This is a genomic window from Curtobacterium sp. JUb34 (genome assembly GCF_003755065.1).
Lineage (GTDB): Bacteria > Actinomycetota > Actinomycetes > Actinomycetales > Microbacteriaceae > Curtobacterium.
In genome coordinates, this window is the sequence record NZ_RJVH01000002.1 from 829817 (window position 1) to 847204 (window position 17388).

The following is a 17388-nucleotide window of genomic DNA, read 5'->3' on the forward strand; positions in this document are numbered from 1 at the left end:
CGTCTCCAAGGCGGTTTCATCGGGCTCGTTCACCCGCTTCCGAGGCGATCGCTCCCCGTTGTTCACCTTCGGCGCGCAGCATGGTCCCATGTCGCTCATCTCAGACGTCGTGCGGTCGACCTTCACGACCAAGTGCGCGGTGTGCGGTGCAGTCATCCTGAAGCGCGATGCGCTCGACCACGAGGGCCAGGCGTTCTGCTCGGTCCTGCACGAGGCCGAGTACATCGTCGCGACGCTCGACTGACGCCACCCCGCTCTCCGGCCGAGTCCCCGTAGGATCGGTCGGTGCCCGATCGCCTCCTCGCGGTTTTCCCTGCCTACCGCGACAACCCGTACCTCAACCTGATGCTGCTGGCCCCGCGGGCACGTGGCTGGAACGTCCTCGAGAGCCTGCGTCTGGAGCAGCTCGAGCAGCACCTCGGTCGGCTCGGTACCGGTGACGTCTTCCACATGCACTGGACATCCCCGATCGTGCAACGGAACGACGACGACCTCGAGGAAGCGCGGGTTCGTCTCGATCGTTTCCGCACCGCCGTCGACGCGGCGCGCACACGCGGAGCTCGGCTCGTCTGGACGATCCACAACGTCCTCCCCCACGATGCGCGGCACCTCGAGCTCGAACTCGAACTGAACCGCTACCTGGCCGGCGCCGCAGACGTCGTCCACGTGATGAACAGGGACACGCCCACGGCCGTGTCCTCGTACTACGAGCTCGACCCGGCAAAGGTCGTACACCTCCCGCACCCGAGCTACCAGGGCGTGTACCCGGACTCGGTGTCGCGCGAGGAAGCGCGTGCCTCGCTCGGACTCACGGACCGCGACCACGCCGTCCTCGCCTTCGGCCAGATGCGCCCCTACAAGGGCATCGACGTCCTAGTCGAGGCCGTGCGTCAGACGGAGCCGTCCAAGCGCCCCGTGCTCCTGCTGGCCGGCCGGACCACGCCCGACGACCGCGAGGAGATCGACCGGCTGCTCGGCGACGACGTGCGTGCGGTCCGCGAGCACGACCAGGTCGAGGACATCGACGTCCAGCTGTGGTTCCGGGCGGCGGACACCGCGGTGTTCCCCTACCGGCGGGTGCTCAACTCGGGGGTCCTGCACCTCGCCGCATCGTTCGGCGTGCCGTCGGTCCTGCCGGACGAGCCGCACCTGCGTGCCGAGTTCGGCGACGAGGGGTGGATCAGGTGGTTCGACGCGAGCGCCCCCGTGGAGTCCTTCCGTGTTGTGCTGGCCGCGCCTGCCCTGGGTGCTGCCGAGACCGCGGAGTTCAGCCGCCGGCTGGCGCCGTTCGCGTTGTCGCGGCGCTACGCGGAGTTGCTCGACGCCGTCCAGGAGTAGTGGCGCGGACTCAGAACAGGAAGCGCTTCGCCGGGCTCGCCCGCAGGGCGAGCGCGACGACGAGCGGCACGAAGTACGCGATGAGGAACGTCCACTTCGACGACGGGAAGCCGAGACGCTCCGTGATCGCCAGCGACAGCGTGTGCGTCAGGATCATCGGGATCGCGCAGGCGGCGACGGCGAAGACCACGGTCCGACCCCAGCGCGGGATCCAGCGTTCTGTCCCCTCAGCAATCAGCAGCATGCCGCATGAGATCGCCGCCGCCATCAGCACGCTGAGCAACGGCGTCCCGAGGTTGCCGGCCTTCATGTTGAGCGTGTCGAGAGCTCCCGACCAGCCGAGCCACCACGACGGGACGAGCAGGACCATCCCCGTGACGATCGGGCGTTCGATCGTGTCGCGGTAGCGACGGAGGAGCATCCCGACGAGCATGAACGCAAGGGCTGGCATCGCCATACCGGCCGACTCCGGGATGTGGGCGATCGCGAAGCGGTCCCCGATGCACCAGGCGATGCCCACACCCGCCACGAACCAGGGCAGGACCGCGTGGACGCGTTCCAGCCACCGCATCAGCACGGCGGCGACGAAGAGGCAGGTGACGAACCAGAACGCCGAGTACGGCCTCGAGATCCAGTCACCACCGAGGGGCAGCAGGGTGAGTGTCCGGGTGTCCAGCGGCTCGCCCAGCGCAGCTCGGAAGCCGAACCAGATCAGCGTCACGAGGACGAGCCAGCTGAGGTACGGAACCAACAGGGTTCGCGCACGCCGACCGAGTTCGTCGCTCGCGGATCGACCCGGCTTCCAGAGGTACCCGGTCAGGACGAAGAAGACCGGGACGTGCCACGTGTAGAGGCCCGCCTGGGCGAAGTGGCGCTGGTCCCAAGTGTGCCCGGCGACGATCGCGACGACGCCCACCACCCGGACGAGGTCGACCGCGACCGAACGGTCCGATCGGCTCCGGCGCGTCGCGAGGTGTTCCGGGACAGCCGGAGTCGAGAGCATGCTTCATCGTACCGATCGACCGGGGCAGGGCCAGCCGCGTGAGGTCGGTGACGGTCGTCCTACGCGGTGGACGTCCCCACGGCGAGGATGATGCTCCGGAACGCCTCGCCGAGCTGCCGGTACTCGGCGGCACCGGCCGGGTGCGTACCGTCGGTACTGACCCCATCGGCCCACGAGGACCCGGACCGGGCGAACGTCCACGGGTCAGCCCACGTCCACCCTTCGTCGGTGACGAACTGCTGCAGCGCCGTCCGGTAGGTGGCAGCTGCCTCCGGCCGCCAGCGGTACGGCGGCAGGTCGGCCACGATGACCTTGCGGGCGCCGACCGTCTCGACGATCCGCTCGTACGCCGAGCGCTCCTCGTCGAGCGACTTCCCGACGCGGACGGCGTTCGTACCCGCCAGGATCACCAGCACGTCGACGTCGCCAACCGGTCTGACGGCCGCTGCCATGGCGTCCGGGGTCGCGCCGGCCCGTGCCCATCCACCGGCGTACTCGATGCCGTCGCCCTGTGCATACGTCATCCAGCTCTCGTCGTCCAGGCCGTTCCCGAGGAAACCCGATCGTCCCGCGCTCAAGGAGTCCCCGACCACGGCGACACGCAGGTCGTGCTCGGGCGCGACCTCGGCTGCTCGGAGGGCGTTCGGTTCGACGGTCACCACGGGGACCGCGACGGCGACTGCCAGCGCAACGGCAGCCATCAGGTATCGAGAGCGACGCACGAACGACATTCTCTCGCAGCCGGGACTCCTGACGACACGTGTGGGCACCCCCAGATCAGCCGACGACGCTGAGGGGCTGCGTGCGGTCCAGTGCCCTCGCGAGCCACGGACCGAGCGATGCGCTGTACGTGTTCGACAGGTGGGAGCCGTCGAAGTAGACGGACACGCCACCGATCGCCGAGTAGCAGCGACCGTCGTGGCAGAACTGCGATTCGACCGGGACCCAGCGCACGACGTCCCCGTAGCCCTCGTCCACCAGCAGACGCTGCGGGAGGGACGTCGACGGCGGCAGAGCATGCGCGACGTCGTTCGTGCACGATCGACCCGATGCGAGGCACGACGGGCCGATCACCTTGTCCTCGAGGGTCTGTCCGGTCAGCGGCACGTGCTGCAGCATCGTCACCGGCAGACCAGCATCCCGAACGCCGTCGATGAGCTCGGAGTAGCCGTTCGCCTGGGCCGAGTCCGTCCCCGCGAAGCGGTAGTTCGCCCAGAGGTCAGCGAGCACGACGCGATCGGCACGTGGGACCAGGGTCTTCATCACCCAGTCGTTCCGCGCCGCGCACCATCCGCGTTGATCGGCCGGGATCACATCCCCGTAGGTCGTGCCGGTCGGGGCTTCCAGGCTCGACGGGCACCGGTTTCGCGCTGCGACGATCACCTTCACGTGGTCGAGTTTCCCCGCGATGTCGAAGGCACTCGACCAGGCGCCCGCGTGCGAGTCACCCCAGAGCAAGAGGGTCTCGGACGCGTCAGGGTCACCGTAGGTGCAGTACTTCTCAGTGTTCTCCGTGACGTCGTCGATGCAGTCGTCCTTCCAGACGAGCGGCTTGTCCGACAACGGCGCCGGCACGTCGGCGACGTCGATGTCGCCCCACGTGTCAGCGCAGGACCGGTCGCCGATCGCAGCTGCACCGAGGCACGTCTGCCCTCCGGTGACCTGCGCGAGGAGTCGGTCGTCAGCAGCGTCCATCTGGGCGTTGGCGACACCCACGGTGCCGAAGCACCCGGCGACCAACACGAGGAGGGTCGCACCGCCGGCGACGAAGCTGCGTCGACGTCGCTTCGTGAGGACCGCACTCCGACGGACGGGGTTCTCGACGTACCGGTGGGAAGCCCACGCCAGGACGACCGTGGCGCACAGGATGGCGAGTTTCAACCGGAGGCCGAGGTCCACGCCGAGCCACTGCGGGACGAGGATGATGAGGGGCCAGTGCCAGAGGTACGCGGAGTACGAGACGTCGCCGAGCCAGCGCACCGGTCCGAACGACGCGAGGAACCCGAACGACCACGGATCCGCTGCGGGTGCGCGTCCCGCGATCACGACCGCAGCGCCGACCGTCGGGAGCACCGCAGCGATGCCAGGGAACGGCGTTGCCTCGGAGTAGAGCAGTGCGGCGGCCGCGATGGCGGCCAGCCCCACCCACGGTGCCCAGAGCCGCGTTCGCGGACCGGGCAGGGGCACGAACGCGACGAGCGCGCCGACCGCGAACTGCCACGCCCGAGCGGTGGTGTCGAAGAACGCCGCGTCCGGGTTGGTGGCGGTGTGCAGGAGCCCCCAGCAGAAGCTCACCACGCCGATGGCGCCGATCACGACGACGATCCAGGTTGCACGACGGCGCGCCAGGAGAGCGATGGCGGCCAGCAGGATCAGCGGCCAGACGATGTAGAACTGCTCTTCGACCGAGAGCGACCAGAAGTGCTGCACGGCGGAGGGGACCACGTCGGCGTCCAGGTAGCTCACCGACTGGGCGGCGAGGAACCAGTTCTCGGAGAACAGCGACGCGGCGAGGACGTTCGAGCCCGTCGCCGACCAGGTCGACGCCGGCAGCACCAGCACCGTGAACACCAGGACCGCGACCAGCACGACCACCGCGGCGGGAGCCAGCCGTCGGATCCGGCGGGCGTAGAACCCGATGAGCATCGGGACCGGCCGCTCACGCTCGGCAGCCTTCAGGATGTGGCCGGTGATCAGGAAGCCGGAGATGACGAAGAAGACGTCGACACCCACGTACCCGCCGGGGACCCGGTTCGGCCAGAGGTGGTACAGGATGACGAGCGCGATGGCGACCGCTCGGATCCCCTGGATGTCGGCTCGGAATCCTCGCTGGGGCCCACCGGACCCGTCCTTCGCACGACGCACCCGGCGATGTTACCGGAGCCGCACTCAGGTCCGTGAACGGCGGAGTCGTTCTGCGGCCGATCGGAACCGGCTGAGCACCGACCGGGACGCCCGGCGATCGACGAGGAAACGCCAGCCGTCGCGCCGATCGCTCAGCGGTTGCAGCACGTGGCTTGCGTCGAGTGGGGGCAACGGCATCCGCGCGGTGACGACGGGCACCGCGACGTCGACGGTCGACAGCCGGAACCTTGCGGTGACCGTCCAGCGCCCTGCCGTGTCGGGCCCCCCGTCGGCGGTGATCCGGCCCAGCCATCGGGAACCCGTCGCGTCGAGGTCGACGGTGCGGACTTGATCGCCCGATCGCAGCTCCAGTCGCATGGACGATGACAGGGGCGGGGACGGTGCCGGTCCCTCGACACGGAGACCGTCCACGCCGGGCGTGACCTGGTCGACGACCACCGGTGCGTGGTGCCGGAGCTCCGAGATGAGGCGGACCGCCTCGGGGTCACGAGCAAGGACCGCTCGCCGGATCGCCTCGAGGAGTTCGGACTTGGCGGACGCCGTGGGGGTGCGCCGCAGCACACGCTCGGCAGCGTCGACGAGCGGTGCCAGGCCTGTGGCATCGAGCCGGTCCGCTGCGTGCAGGAAGGCGGTCAGGAGACCGTCCTCGGCCAGCGCTGTCCGGTCGAGTCCGGCGGGCGCCACCGAGTCGAGCAGGGCCGCGGTGGCGGACACCCATTCTCGGAGGAACCTCCCGGGCTCCGGCTCCCGAGCCCGCATCGCGGCGGCGAAGTCGGACGCGACATCGGGCTGTCCGGCCCAGAGCAGGGCGAAGAAGCACCGGCGCTCGGCTGCGACGTCACCGAGGACCGTGTGGTCCAACGCCTCGAGCAACCGGCCGAGGGACTGCTCCACGCTGGGCGGCAACGCCGTGCCGGACGGAGCCTCCGCGAGGTACCGGTCAAGGTGCACCCACCCGTCCGCGTCGAGGACCAGCAGTGCTTGCTGGCGGACGACCGGCGGGGATGCCGCAGACACGAGTGCCGCGCATGCCGTCTCCTCGCGCAGGTAGTCGAGCAGGGCGACCTCGTCCACCTGGTTCGACATCGAACCGCCTGTCCCCCCGGCACGCTCGCGGTAGAGGTACACGCACGTCGTGACGACGTCGATCGCACGCGCTTCCACGACCGACCGGGTCATCGGCTCGATGTCGTCGGCGTGGCCGACGTTCGGGAACCCCAACGCGGCCCGCTCCCAGAACGACCGCCGGAAGAGTCGGTTCCAGCACGCTCTGCCGGTCAGGAGTGCCGGGGTCTCGGCGAGGGTGGTCCCCTGCAGCGCGTGGTCGAAGGCGCGCCACCGCGCGGTGGGACTCCAGGTGCGCGTCGGTGAGAACTTTAGGTGGTCGCCGATCACCAGATCTGACCCGGACGCCTCGAGCGACCCGACCATCGCTCGGTACGCGCCGGGCGGCACGAGATCGTCCGCATCGGCGAAGACGAGGTACTCCCCCCGGGCGGCTGCGGCTCCGGTGTTCCGTGCCGCAGCCCCGCCGGGGGCGTCTGATCGGAGGCGCTGGACGCGTGGATCACGAGCACGGAACGAATCGATGATCACGGCCGTCCCGTCGGACGAGCGATCGTCCACCACCAGGACCTCCATCGCCTCGACGTCCTGGTCCAGCACGCTTTCGAGCAGCTCACCGATCCACGGCGCGGCGTCGTGCACCGGGATGACGACCGAGAGGAGTGGATCTGACACGTTCTCGACACCCCTCGTCTGTGGTCCCCCGTTCGGTGGATACCGTCCGCAGCCGAGACAGTCTACCGTCGAGCGGAGATCAGATCAGGGGGTCGAGATGTCTTCTCGTTGGATCACTCGTTTCGCCGTCGTCGGCGCGATCGCGGTGTCGTCGGTGCTCGTCGTGGCACCAGCACAGGCCGCGACGAAGCCCGCGCAGGTCACCGGTGTCGCCAAGGCCACACAGGACTGGGCCGGCAAGAGCGTCAAGATGACCTGGAAAGCGGTCCCGAAGGCGACCACCTACGTCCTCAAGTGGTCGACGCGGTCGGATCTCGGCAGCCCGGTCTACAAGGACTCGACCACCGTCGGCGCGTGGATGACGAAGCTCCAGCCCGACAAGACGTACTACGTGACGGTCGCGGCGAAGACCGGCACGACGGCCGGCGCCTGGGCGAAGACGGTCACGACGAAGCTCCAACCGAACGCCGTGGCGAACTTCGGCACGATCACGGCGAAGCCCGCGACGAACGGCGTCACGGTGTCGATCCCCGAGGTCGCCAACGCGAGCGACTACCAAGTGCGATGGTCAGCGGGTCCCAACGAGAACCGGACCCCTGACCGGTGGACGCCGCACTTCACGCCGTGGTCGTCGGCGTTCGACCCGGCCACCCGCACATGGACCCTGCCGGGATCCGACAGCGACCTGACCTCGGTCGCGTACGGGAACCCGATCTACGTCCGCGCCATGGCGCGCAACACCTACTTCAACTCGACCTTCGTCCGGAAGTCGGCGCAGGTGAGCGCGTGGCCCACGCCCACGAAGCCGATCGCTTCCGGCACGCCCGTGCATCTCGCCAGCTACAACGTCCTGTGCTCCGGCTGCGAGACGAGCGGCACGCCCGGTTGGGCGAAGCGTGCGCCGGCGATCGCCAAGGTGATCAACGACAAGGCCCCGGATGTGCTCACCGTCCTCGAGGCCAGTGGTCTCTCGAACGGTGCCGGATCCGAGCAGGCCTACCTGGATCTCGATCGACGCCTCCCGAACCTGCAGCTCGTCGACACCGCCCCGATGACCGTCAGCAAGTCCCACCAGGGCAACCGGATCTACTACGACCCGGCGAAGTACACGGTCCTCGACCACGGTGTCCTCGCTGGCGTCAAGGACTACGAGGTCTCCCCTGCATCGGCGGCGCCGGACACGAACACCCCGTGGGCGAAGTTGCAGGCCAAGGACGGCAGCGGGACCACCTTCTACGTCGTCGCCGCCCACTACGGCATCCCGTCGAGCGCGTACAGCACACCGCGGAAGACGCTCCTCGGTCAGAACTCCGCGCAACTCCTGACGGCACTCAACCGGGTCAACACACCGAACGCCGCGGGCAAGCGGCTTCCCGTCCTGCTGGGCGGTGACCTCAACGACAGCCGGTACCCGGAAGACGCGATCGACGGCGCGCAGCCCACATTGATCCGAGGGGGCTTCTACGACGCGTCGGCCTCCCAGCACCGTTACGGCACGGCGAAGACGACGTACAACAACTACCAAGCGCCGTCGAACCAGGTCGACGATCCGAACAAGGACGGTCAGCGGATCGACTACATCCTGACCCAGGGGCTCCAGGGCAGCGACGAGTTCGTCAACAACTGGAACCCCGGGACGTCGGTGATCCCGTCCGACCACAACATGATCGAGGCGAAGGTCCGCGTTCCGCTAGTCCGTTGACGATGTCCTCCTGCGGCACTCTAGGGTTTCCCCATGAGCATCTTCCGGCAATCGGTGAACTCCAGAACTGACTGGCGCAAGGCCGCCAGATCGTTGTCGAAGTCGCTTGAAGGCGTGTACGGCCGTGTTGCCTTCGTGACCGACGACGAGAATCATCCGGCTGTTGCGTGGCTCGTCCACGAGTTCTCGACGGTGGTCCTCGTCGGCCCCGAATCCACTCGACGGCCAGGCCTCCGGACGGTGTCCGCCGCCACGCTCGAAGACGAGACGGCCGCGATCGCGGAGCTCGGGGGCTTGAGTGCCGTGGTCGATGCACGCTCCTCGACGGACCAGGAGCGTTCCCTCCGCTGGCAATGGCTCTTCTACCACGTGCAGCAGGGCGGCCAGTACGTGACCGAACACACCACCACTGCGACGCCATGGTGGGCCGAAGAAGGCCTCCTGGGTGACGCTAACCGGTCCCCGCGCGACTTCAAAGAGTCCGCTCAGTCCATCGAGACGGTCGACGAGAGCGACGGCGTCGTCCGCTTGCGGAAGGGCCGCCAACACGTCTTTAAGGTGAAGGACGAGAACGCGAATCGCGTCGTGCCGGCGCGACGCCCACTCGCTCGTCTCGCCGTGCTCGAGACCGAGCCCGGCGGCACGTTCAACGGTTCGACAACCGTTGTCGAACACGGGAGTGAACCTCGGCTGCCGTCGCAGAAGTGGAACTACCACCATTCGCACGTCCGGAAGGTCTCGGGCGGCGTGACGATCCGGCGGGATGGACTCGCCTTGGCCGGGGACACTGTCCTTCCCTCATCCTTCCGGCACGCCCGCGCGAGGAGCGTGTCGAACCCGCAGCTCGTGAGTTTCAATCAAGAGTTTGGTCGTGCTCGAGAGCACGGACCCACGCGACGCCTCAACGGCTCGTTCTACGATTTGAGTTCGACCATGAGCGGACACTTCGGTCACACGATGACCGAGACGGTCAGCAAGCTTTGGGGCTGGGACCGCGCGAAGGAAGCCGACCCGTCGCTGCGAGCCATCTACCGAATGCCCCACCCGGAGTTCTCACCGACCGTCGAGCGGGCGCTCTTCACTGCGTTCGGTATCGACGACACCGACATCGAATGGGTGCACGACGATGTCCAGGTGGAGAGCTACGTCTGGAGTTCCTACCTCTGGCAGAACCTCACAAGGTACCACTTCCACCCGCGGGTGAAGGAGACCTGGTCTCGGCTGCGAGAAGGCCTGGTGGAGTCCCGACCGGTGGACCGGCGCATCTTTGTGTCCCGCAAGAGCACCGAGGCAAACCGAGCGTGCTTGAATCTCGATGAGGTTGAGGCGCACTTCTCAGCTCGAGGCTTCGAGATTGTGTACCCGGAAACGCTTCCCTTCGCCGAACAGGCGTCCACCTTCGGGAGCGCCCGGATCGTCGCCGGCTTCGCCGGCTCCGGGATGTTCTCGATGATGTTCGCGGAGAGGCTCGACGGCGTACTGGTGCTGTCTCACGATTCGTACACTGCTCGGAACGAATTCCTTTACGCGACAGCACTCGCGGACGAACTCCACTACTCCTGGTCTCGATCACAGATCCAGCACGGTTCTGACTTCTCGACGGAAGCGTTCCATTCGCCATGGGCATTCGACTTCGCCGCGCACGGATCCGACCTTGACCGGAGCATCGACCGCATGCACGAACTCGCTGACCGTCAGCGTTCCTGATCGTCTCCGTATCCCTCGAGGGCTCGCATCGCTTCGTAGACTCGGCGGCTTGATTCGCCGTCACGGGTCGCTGCGAAGGCGGTGGAGGCGCGGCTGGCGAAGGGCTCCGAGACGACGAAGGCCCGCTGCGCGCTCTCCGCCACCATGTCGACGAGTGTCGCTTCGTCAGCCACGACTGGTCCGAAGCCGTCTCGCTCGTAGTCAAAGTACCCCTGACGCCTCGGGTTTTTACCCCCCCAGAAGTCGGCCTTGTCGAACTGGTAGTACGCCAGTGGGATGTCCACGAAGGCCGCGTCGAAAGCGATCGACGAGTAATCGGTGACTACGAACGCAGCACTCGCCAAGACTTCCTGGACGTCGTCGGTGCCGAAGTCCAGCACTTCGATGCCGTCGGGAAGTGCGAATTCCGCGAGGTACGGACGCATGTGAGGATGCGGCATCAATGCTATCCGCTTGCCGGTCGCAGCAGCGATTTGGGTGAGCCGTTCAGAGTTGAGCAGCGACGAGTAGCGACGAGCGTATTCCGACTCGCCGAAGCGATCGATACGCGCTCGCTCGTTCGCACCACCGACTCGATCTCCGACCAGGTACTGCCGCCACGTCGGGATGACGACGATCCGGTCGCGTTCGGACGCTGCCGCTCGCTTTCGCAGCAGTTCGTCGTGCCGGGGCAACCCGGTGAGTTTCGTCTCCTTGCTGGAGAACTTGTAGGGCCCAGGACCGGCAATCGACTCGTACTCGGGAACGGTCGTCGTGACGAACAGGTGCGGATCCTTCCCGTTGAGCCAACGAGACAGGTCGTCCTGGATGACGCCGTGTTGCAGGAACGTGAAGAAGTACCGCGGCTGACCGTAGCGGCGGCGGTTAATCGGATGCGTCACGTAGTAGTCGGCGTGCGACGAGGCGAAGTGGTCTGCGCTCAACAACAGCTGTTTCCACTTACGTGATCCGTGCGCGACAAGCCGGAATCCTTCTGCCTGCAAGCGTGACCACGACGGGCTGTCGCGCTCGAGGATGAACCACGAGTTGACTTGGGGCCGCTCGCGAGCGAGGAAGCGGTACAGGTGCTCGGCATTGTCGTTCGCATGGTCGTTCTTGTCCATCAGGGCCCATGCATGCGCGAACCGACGGCGGACCGAGGGCAGCCGCAGGGAGCATGCCATCAGCCAGTTGTCGACCTTCCACGACGACCACCGGTGGCTCCGCCACCACGCGCCGAGACTCTGCCGGAGGTAGCGCCGATAGGGGATGTCCGCAGCGGAGAACCGAGGACGGACACGCTTGCGTTGGTCGCTCACCACCTGGTTCACGACCCCAGGCGTGAGACCCTCGCTCGTGGGCTGCTGTTCCCAACGTCCGATGGACCGAAGGGCGCCGTCGAGCCGGACCTGCACCTGGCGACGTCGCTGGACCCAGAGGAACCGCTTACGCATCACGACGCGGCCGTAGAACTCGAAGTCCTGGACAGTTGCGTGTTCTGGCTCCTGCTCCCGATCATCGACCACGATCTGCTCGTCAGGCAGCTCACCAGAGAACCAGTACTCGAGTTTCACCAGCTGGTGAACCTCGTCGACCTCTGTGAAGCGGACGTACCACGATCTGAAGGGCTGCTCGGTGTTGTACCCGTATAGCAACGCCATTCGGATCGCGTACTGGACGCCGATGAAGTCGAAGCTCCGGATGGCGTCCGGAGCGATGAGCCGGAGGATTCTGCCCACCAGTTCGTGGAACTCCGGGAAGACGTGTGCTGGCGCAGAAGCACTCAGCGAGTGGATGGCCAACTGCGCTTTGAACATCCAGAACAGCTCGTACAGCACCGTGTTCTCGAGCCACCGAGGAACGGGTCCGAGCGCTTTCGCTCGTTGGAGCAGGTCGAGGTAGCCGTACCGGAGGATGCTCGTGTACTTGCCCTCTTCGGTGAAACTCGACCCGAGCAGAGACGAGTCGTCTTCTCGTGTCCGGTAGTGGTACTTCGCGGAGGCCATGAGTCCCAGCAGATGGGTATCCGACGCGAGCAGGTACCTGGCGACCAGGTGACCGTCTTCGAAATGCGGTCGCACTCGGCCGTCGAAGGTGAGATCTCGGTCCACCAGGACGCTCCTCCGGAAGAACGCGGAGTTGACGCTCAATTGGAAGATCGGCTCGACGGCGAGGTCGACGATGCGCGACCCTGACTCGAACTTGGCGCGGTGCGGATGGTTGTCGACGAGAGAACCGTCAGGGAGAAGCCGTATCTGGTGAGCGGCCAGCAGAGCGAGACCTTCGTGTCGGCCGTGGATGTCAATGTACTTTGCCACTCCAGCGAAGTAGCCGCAGTCGAGCGCATCGTCGGGATCGATGAAGGTGACCCACTCGCCGCGCGCCAACTGCAGCCCTGTGTTCCGAGCGGCGGCAACCCATGCGTTGGGCTGGGTCACGACGACGACCTCGTCGCCGCGGCCGGACGCCCAGGACCGCAGCCGGAGCAACGTGTCGTCTGTGGACCCGTCGTCCACGAATACGAGTTGCACGCGCTCCATGTTGAACGTCTGCGCCTCGAACGAGGCGAAGAGATCGTCGAGGTAACGACCGACGTTGTAAGCAGCGATCACTGCCGTGAAGAGGAATCCGGGCGATGCCTCCGCACCGTTCACCAGCGAGGACTCATGCATCTGACAACCCCAATTCGTTCTGGACCGGTTCGGCGAGCCTCCGGCCGGAGTCGAGCGCGAGCATCGCTTCGAACACCCGCTGGCAGTTCAGCTCGTCTCGTGTGATGAACGACTCGGCTGCTCTCTTCATGAACAGTTCTCCTGAGCGGAATCCGTCCTCAGCGATTTCCTCGAGAGCGTTCGTGACGTCCGCCGCTCGTCGGGCCACGGGTCCGTACCCGTCGCGCTCGTAGTCGAAGTAGCCCCGTCGTCCGACGTGTGTGCCGTCGAAGAAGGTCGCGTCGTCGAACTGGAAGTAAACGAGCGGCATGTCCAGGAACGCTGCCTCGAACGCGATGGACGAGTAGTCGGTCACCATCACGGCACCATGAGCGAGAACGTCCTGGACGTTCGTCTCCGCGTACCCGACCACCTCGATCGCGCCCGGTAGGTCGAAGTCTGCGAGGTAAGGCTCGAGATTCGGGTGCGGCATGAAGACGATCCGCTTGCCTTCACGCACGGCGAGTTCTCGAAGCGCTGCGGACGAGAGAAGTTCGATCCAGCTCCGCGCGTACTCACTCTCGAGGAACTGGGGGTTCTTCTCGCGGGTGTTCGTCCCCCGGAGCTGCCGCCCAGACAACTTCTTGCGCCAGGTGGGCATGATCAGGATCGCATCCCGGTCGGCCTCGATCACTGCACGCCGTTTGCGAAGGAGTTCGTCGTGACGCGGAAACCCGGTGAGCACCACCTCGCGGTCCGAGAAGGAATACGGACCGGGGCCGGCAATGGCCGCCTGCTCCTGCGGTGTCACCACGACCAGCGCCTCGACCGGCTTCGGATTAATCCACCGTGAGATATCGTAGTTCGTCACCCCATGCTGGAGCCAGGTGAACCGGTACCGCGGGGGCCCGTAGCGTGCAGCATCGAGCGGCTGTACGACGTACGCGTCGATATGCGATGACGCCAGATGGGCCGCATGCAACAGCAGCGCGCGCCACGTCGGGGTCCCGTACGGCACGAGTCGGAAACCCTCCGCTTCGAGCCTCGCCCAGTCCGGCGACGATTCTGTGAGCACGAACCAGGCGTTGATCTCAGGGCGGTTCCGACGCACCCAGCGATACAGGTGCTCTGCGTTGTCGTTCGCCTGATTATCCCGGTCCATAAAGACCCACGCATCGGCGAAGCGCGACCGGATCGGGCGTGAACGAGCACGCAGAGCAAGCGCGAGGTCGGCGCGCTGTTGCTTTCCGAGGGCACTCGCGAGTGACCTACGCATGGCGGACAACGCCCACCGCACCGCGGGCCGATCGAGACCGTCCCAAGCCTTTGGGAATCGTGCCCGCTGGTTGATGATCACCGGGTGCAGCTGGCGCGAGGTCAGCTCTAACTCGGGCTCGGCGACGGCATCCGTCCCGAAAGGCACCGGCGCACCACCGAGGAAGACGTTTGTCCGGATGCCCCGGGTCAGCCAGACGTGTCGCTGCCGGAGGACGGCGTGCCCGTAGAAGACGTAGTCCTGGATCGTTTCGTGGAGCGGCGCAACGTCACGACCGTCGACGACCCACTGCTCCATGGGCTGGCTACCAGTGAACCAGTACGAGATCCGGACCTGCTGCGAGGTCTCGTCGACCCTCGTCAGTCGGACCAGGTCGGCATGCTCGGAACTGCCCGTGTACCCCATGAGGACGGCGCGTCGGACGGCAGCTTCGACGCCCATAATGTCGAAGACGCGGACTGCCTCATCCGAGATGAGCGCGCGCACTCGGCCGACGAGCTCGTGGAAGCGATCGAACACCTCCGGTGGGGCAAGGGCCGTGCGTGACTCGATCGCGCGCTCGTTCTTGAAGTACCAGAAGAGGTCGTAGAGGAGCGTGTTCTCCAGCCATCGCGGAAGCGGCCCGATCGCCGCAGCCCGCTCGGCAAGGTCGAGCAGACCGTACTCGACGACGTCGGTGTACTTGCCAGCCTTGTCATGATGGGACTCCATCAGCGACGTACCGTCGCCTCGAACGCGGTAGTGGTACTTGGCGGAGGCGAGCACACCCAAGTGGTGGGAGTCGGTCTCTAGCAGGTACTTCCCGATGAAGTGCGCGTCCTCAAAGACCGGCCGCACCCGTCCGTCGAACGCGAGTGCGCGGCGTCGGACGGCGTCGACGCGGAAGAAACTGGAGTTGACGGCGAGCTGGATGAACGGCTCGAGACGGAGGTCGACGACGCGCGACCCCTTGCTGAACTTCTTGCGGAGCGGATGAGTGTTCTTCAGCTCGCCGGTTTCCAACAGACGCATCTGATGCGTCGCCAGCAGGCTGACCGGGCCGTTGCCATAAAGCTCGACGAACTTGTCGACCTCGGCGAAGTATCTGTGGTCAAGGACGTCGTCCGGATCGGCGAAGGTCACCCACTCAGCGTCGACTAGCTGTAAACCAGCATTCCGTGCCGCCGCGACCCACGCGTTGTCCTGACGAACAACCGTCACGTGGCCGCTCCGTCGGGATGCCCATTCGCTGAGGATCGCGAAACTATCGTCGGTCGAACCGTCGTCGACGAAGACGAGCTGGACCTCCTCGATGGGGTAGGTCTGCTGCTCGAGAGAGCGGAGCAGGTCCGGCAGAAAGCGGGCCACATTGAAGGTCGCGAAAACAGCAGCGAAACGGAATCTCGAGTCACTTGACATGTCGTTCCGGGCGGCCGGGTCGAACGAGGGAGCGCTGCTCATCACACGGTCGCGTCGTAGGCTGTGATGACGGATTCCGGATCGCCGATCTGCTTCAATTCACCACGGTCCAACCATGCAACCTCGTCGCACATCGACTTCACCGTGCTCATCGAGTGGGAGACGAGAATGACTGTGCGGCCTTCTTCCTTCATCTCCTTGAACTTCGTCCGGCAGCGGTTCTGGAAGGTCGAGTCTCCGACGGCGAGTACCTCGTCCACGACGAGCACGTCCGGGGTGACGGCGACGGCGACGGAGAACCCGAGTCGGACGTACATGCCCGACGAGTAGTTCTTCACGGGCTGGTCGATGAAGTTGCCGACACCGGAGAACGACACGATGTCGTCGAACTTCCGTGTGACCTCCTTGCGGCTCATCCCGAGGATCGAGCCGTTCAGGAAGACGTTCTCGCGACCGGAGAGCTCGGGGTGGAACCCGGAGCCGACCTCGAGCAACGACGCCTGCTTGCCGCGGGCGGTGATCGAGCCCTCTTCCGGCCAGAGGATCTTCGCCAGGCACTTCAGCAGCGTGGACTTGCCGGACCCGTTCTTGCCGATCAGCCCGAAGGTCTTGCCCTGCGGCACCTCGAACGACACGTCCTTCAAGGCCCAGAAGTCCTCGTGCACGGACTTCTTGCCGCGCATGACCATGCTCTTCAGCGAGTCGTTGCGCTCGCTGTACATGCGGAATCGTTTCGACACGTGGTCGACGGTGACGGCAGCATCGGTCACAGGAGTTCAGCCAGCTTCTTCTCGTTGCGGGAGAACACGAAGTAGCCGAGTGCGAGCGACACGCATCCTGCGAGGGCGCACGCGACCAGGTCGGTCCAGTTCGGGAGACGGTTGTCGTACATGAGGTTCCGGAAGACCTCGGAGAACCGCTCGATCGGATTGAGCTTGTAGACGTGGATGATCCACGGGTGTCCGGCCTTGTTCGCAGCGTCCTCGACGAGCGACAGCGGGTAGATGATCGGCGACAGGTACATCCACATCTGCAGGCCGATGCCGACGAGGTGCTGCATGTCGCGGAAGTGCACGTTGATGATCGACAGGATCAGCCCGAGGCCGGCGGCGAACATGGCGAGGAACACCATCGTCAGCGCGATCACCGGCAGGTAGATCCAGAAGTTCGACCCAGCGATGGCGAGGGCGATCAACAGCACACCCATCTCGACGAGCCAGGTGAACCCGAACGACCCGACGGCCGCGAGCGGCAGCGTCATCCGCGGGAAGTAGACCTTCTTGATCAGCGACCCGTTGGCCACGATCGAGGTCATCCCCGAGTTGATGACGTTGCGCGCGAAGATCCACGGCAGCAGGCCGCACATGAGCCAGAGCGGGTAGATGTTCAGTCCACTGGGGTCACCGACCTCGAGACGCGCCCGGAAGATGAACGAGTACACGATCGTGTAGATCAGCATCGTTGCGAGCGGGTTGATCAGGGACCACAGCTGCCCGAAGACCGTGCGGCGGTACTTGCCCTTGACCTCGCGCGCAGTGAGGTTCGCCAGCAACTCGCGCGACGACATGAGCTCGTTCAGGTACGTCATGCTTCGGGTGCAGGCTCCTCCGGGGCGCAACGGAGCGCTCCTCACAGGGAATCGGGGACGAGGCATTCTCGCACACCGGTTGCACAACGCACGTTCGACGCGGTGACTCGTGCGCGTGGCGAGTGGCCAGAGAGCGAATCC

At 66.0% G+C, this 17388-nt stretch carries 12 protein-coding genes; 4 read left to right on the forward strand and 8 right to left on the reverse strand.

All coding sequences use genetic code 11. From position 1 onward, the window contains the following. Positions 1-88: 88 nt before the first annotated feature. Together EDF63_RS18675 and EDF63_RS10405 are read left to right on the forward strand one after the other, a co-directional pair. Positions 89-244, forward strand: coding sequence for a hypothetical protein (locus EDF63_RS18675; protein ID WP_185021369.1), 156 nt, complete (start codon positions 89-91; stop codon positions 242-244). A gap of 41 nt (positions 245-285) precedes the next feature. After that, positions 286-1338: a glycosyltransferase gene (locus tag EDF63_RS10405; protein WP_123312931.1), complete on the forward strand. Its 1053-nt coding sequence runs from the start codon at positions 286-288 to the stop codon at positions 1336-1338. A 10-nt stretch (positions 1339-1348) separates the two neighbouring features. Here the strand turns inward: EDF63_RS10405 and EDF63_RS10410 are convergent, their stop codons facing one another. The 4 genes from EDF63_RS10410 to EDF63_RS10425 are packed head-to-tail and all read right to left on the reverse strand — an operon-like array spanning position 1349 to position 6946. Beyond that, the gene (locus EDF63_RS10410; RefSeq protein WP_123312932.1) at positions 1349-2341 is read right to left on the reverse strand and encodes an acyltransferase family protein; all 993 of its coding nucleotides are present in this window, start codon (positions 2339-2341) and stop codon (positions 1349-1351) included. 59 nt (positions 2342-2400) lie between these two features. Beyond that, positions 2401-3063 carry an SGNH/GDSL hydrolase family protein gene (locus EDF63_RS10415; RefSeq protein ID WP_185021370.1) on the reverse strand — a complete coding sequence of 221 codons (663 nt, stop codon included), beginning with the start codon at positions 3061-3063 and terminating at the stop codon, positions 2401-2403. 55 nt (positions 3064-3118) lie between these two features. Continuing rightward, the gene (locus tag EDF63_RS10420) at positions 3119-5206 is read right to left on the reverse strand and encodes an acyltransferase family protein (protein ID WP_123312934.1); all 2088 of its coding nucleotides are present in this window, start codon (positions 5204-5206) and stop codon (positions 3119-3121) included. 24 nt (positions 5207-5230) lie between these two features. Next, positions 5231-6946: a glycosyltransferase family 2 protein gene (locus tag EDF63_RS10425; protein ID WP_123312935.1), complete on the reverse strand. Its 1716-nt coding sequence runs from the start codon at positions 6944-6946 to the stop codon at positions 5231-5233. Positions 6947-7043: 97 nt separating this feature from the next. Here EDF63_RS10425 and EDF63_RS10430 point away from each other — a divergent pair, with 97 nt between their 5' ends. After that, on the forward strand, positions 7044-8648 hold the full coding sequence (locus EDF63_RS10430; protein ID WP_123312936.1) for a hypothetical protein: 1605 nt from the start codon (positions 7044-7046) through the stop codon (positions 8646-8648). Between the two features lie 33 nt (positions 8649-8681). Then, positions 8682-10355, forward strand: a complete 1674-nt coding sequence (locus EDF63_RS10435; RefSeq protein ID WP_123312937.1) for a DUF563 domain-containing protein — start codon at positions 8682-8684, stop codon at positions 10353-10355. On the opposite strand, the gene EDF63_RS10440 is transcribed toward EDF63_RS10435, so the two are convergent. Genes EDF63_RS10440 through EDF63_RS10455 form a run of 4 tightly spaced genes read right to left on the reverse strand, consistent with a single transcriptional unit; the run spans position 10343 to position 17247 of the window. After that, positions 10343-13006 (reverse strand): CDP-glycerol glycerophosphotransferase family protein, encoded by a 2664-nt coding sequence (locus EDF63_RS10440; protein WP_123312938.1) that lies wholly within the window; start codon positions 13004-13006, stop codon positions 10343-10345. The genes EDF63_RS10435 and EDF63_RS10440 overlap by 13 nt on opposite strands. Beyond that, a complete protein-coding gene (locus EDF63_RS10445; RefSeq protein ID WP_123312939.1) occupies positions 12999-15701 on the reverse strand; it encodes a CDP-glycerol glycerophosphotransferase family protein in 2703 nt (900 codons plus the stop codon). Before EDF63_RS10445 ends, EDF63_RS10440 begins: the two co-directional genes overlap by 8 nt. Continuing rightward, positions 15701-16381, reverse strand: a complete 681-nt coding sequence (locus EDF63_RS10450; protein ID WP_123313147.1) for an ABC transporter ATP-binding protein — start codon at positions 16379-16381, stop codon at positions 15701-15703. The genes EDF63_RS10445 and EDF63_RS10450 overlap by 1 nt, the downstream gene beginning before the upstream one ends. Before the next feature lie 44 nt (positions 16382-16425). Further along, positions 16426-17247 (reverse strand): ABC transporter permease, encoded by an 822-nt coding sequence (locus tag EDF63_RS10455; protein WP_123312940.1) that lies wholly within the window; start codon positions 17245-17247, stop codon positions 16426-16428. Between the last annotated feature and the right edge of the window lie 141 nt (positions 17248-17388).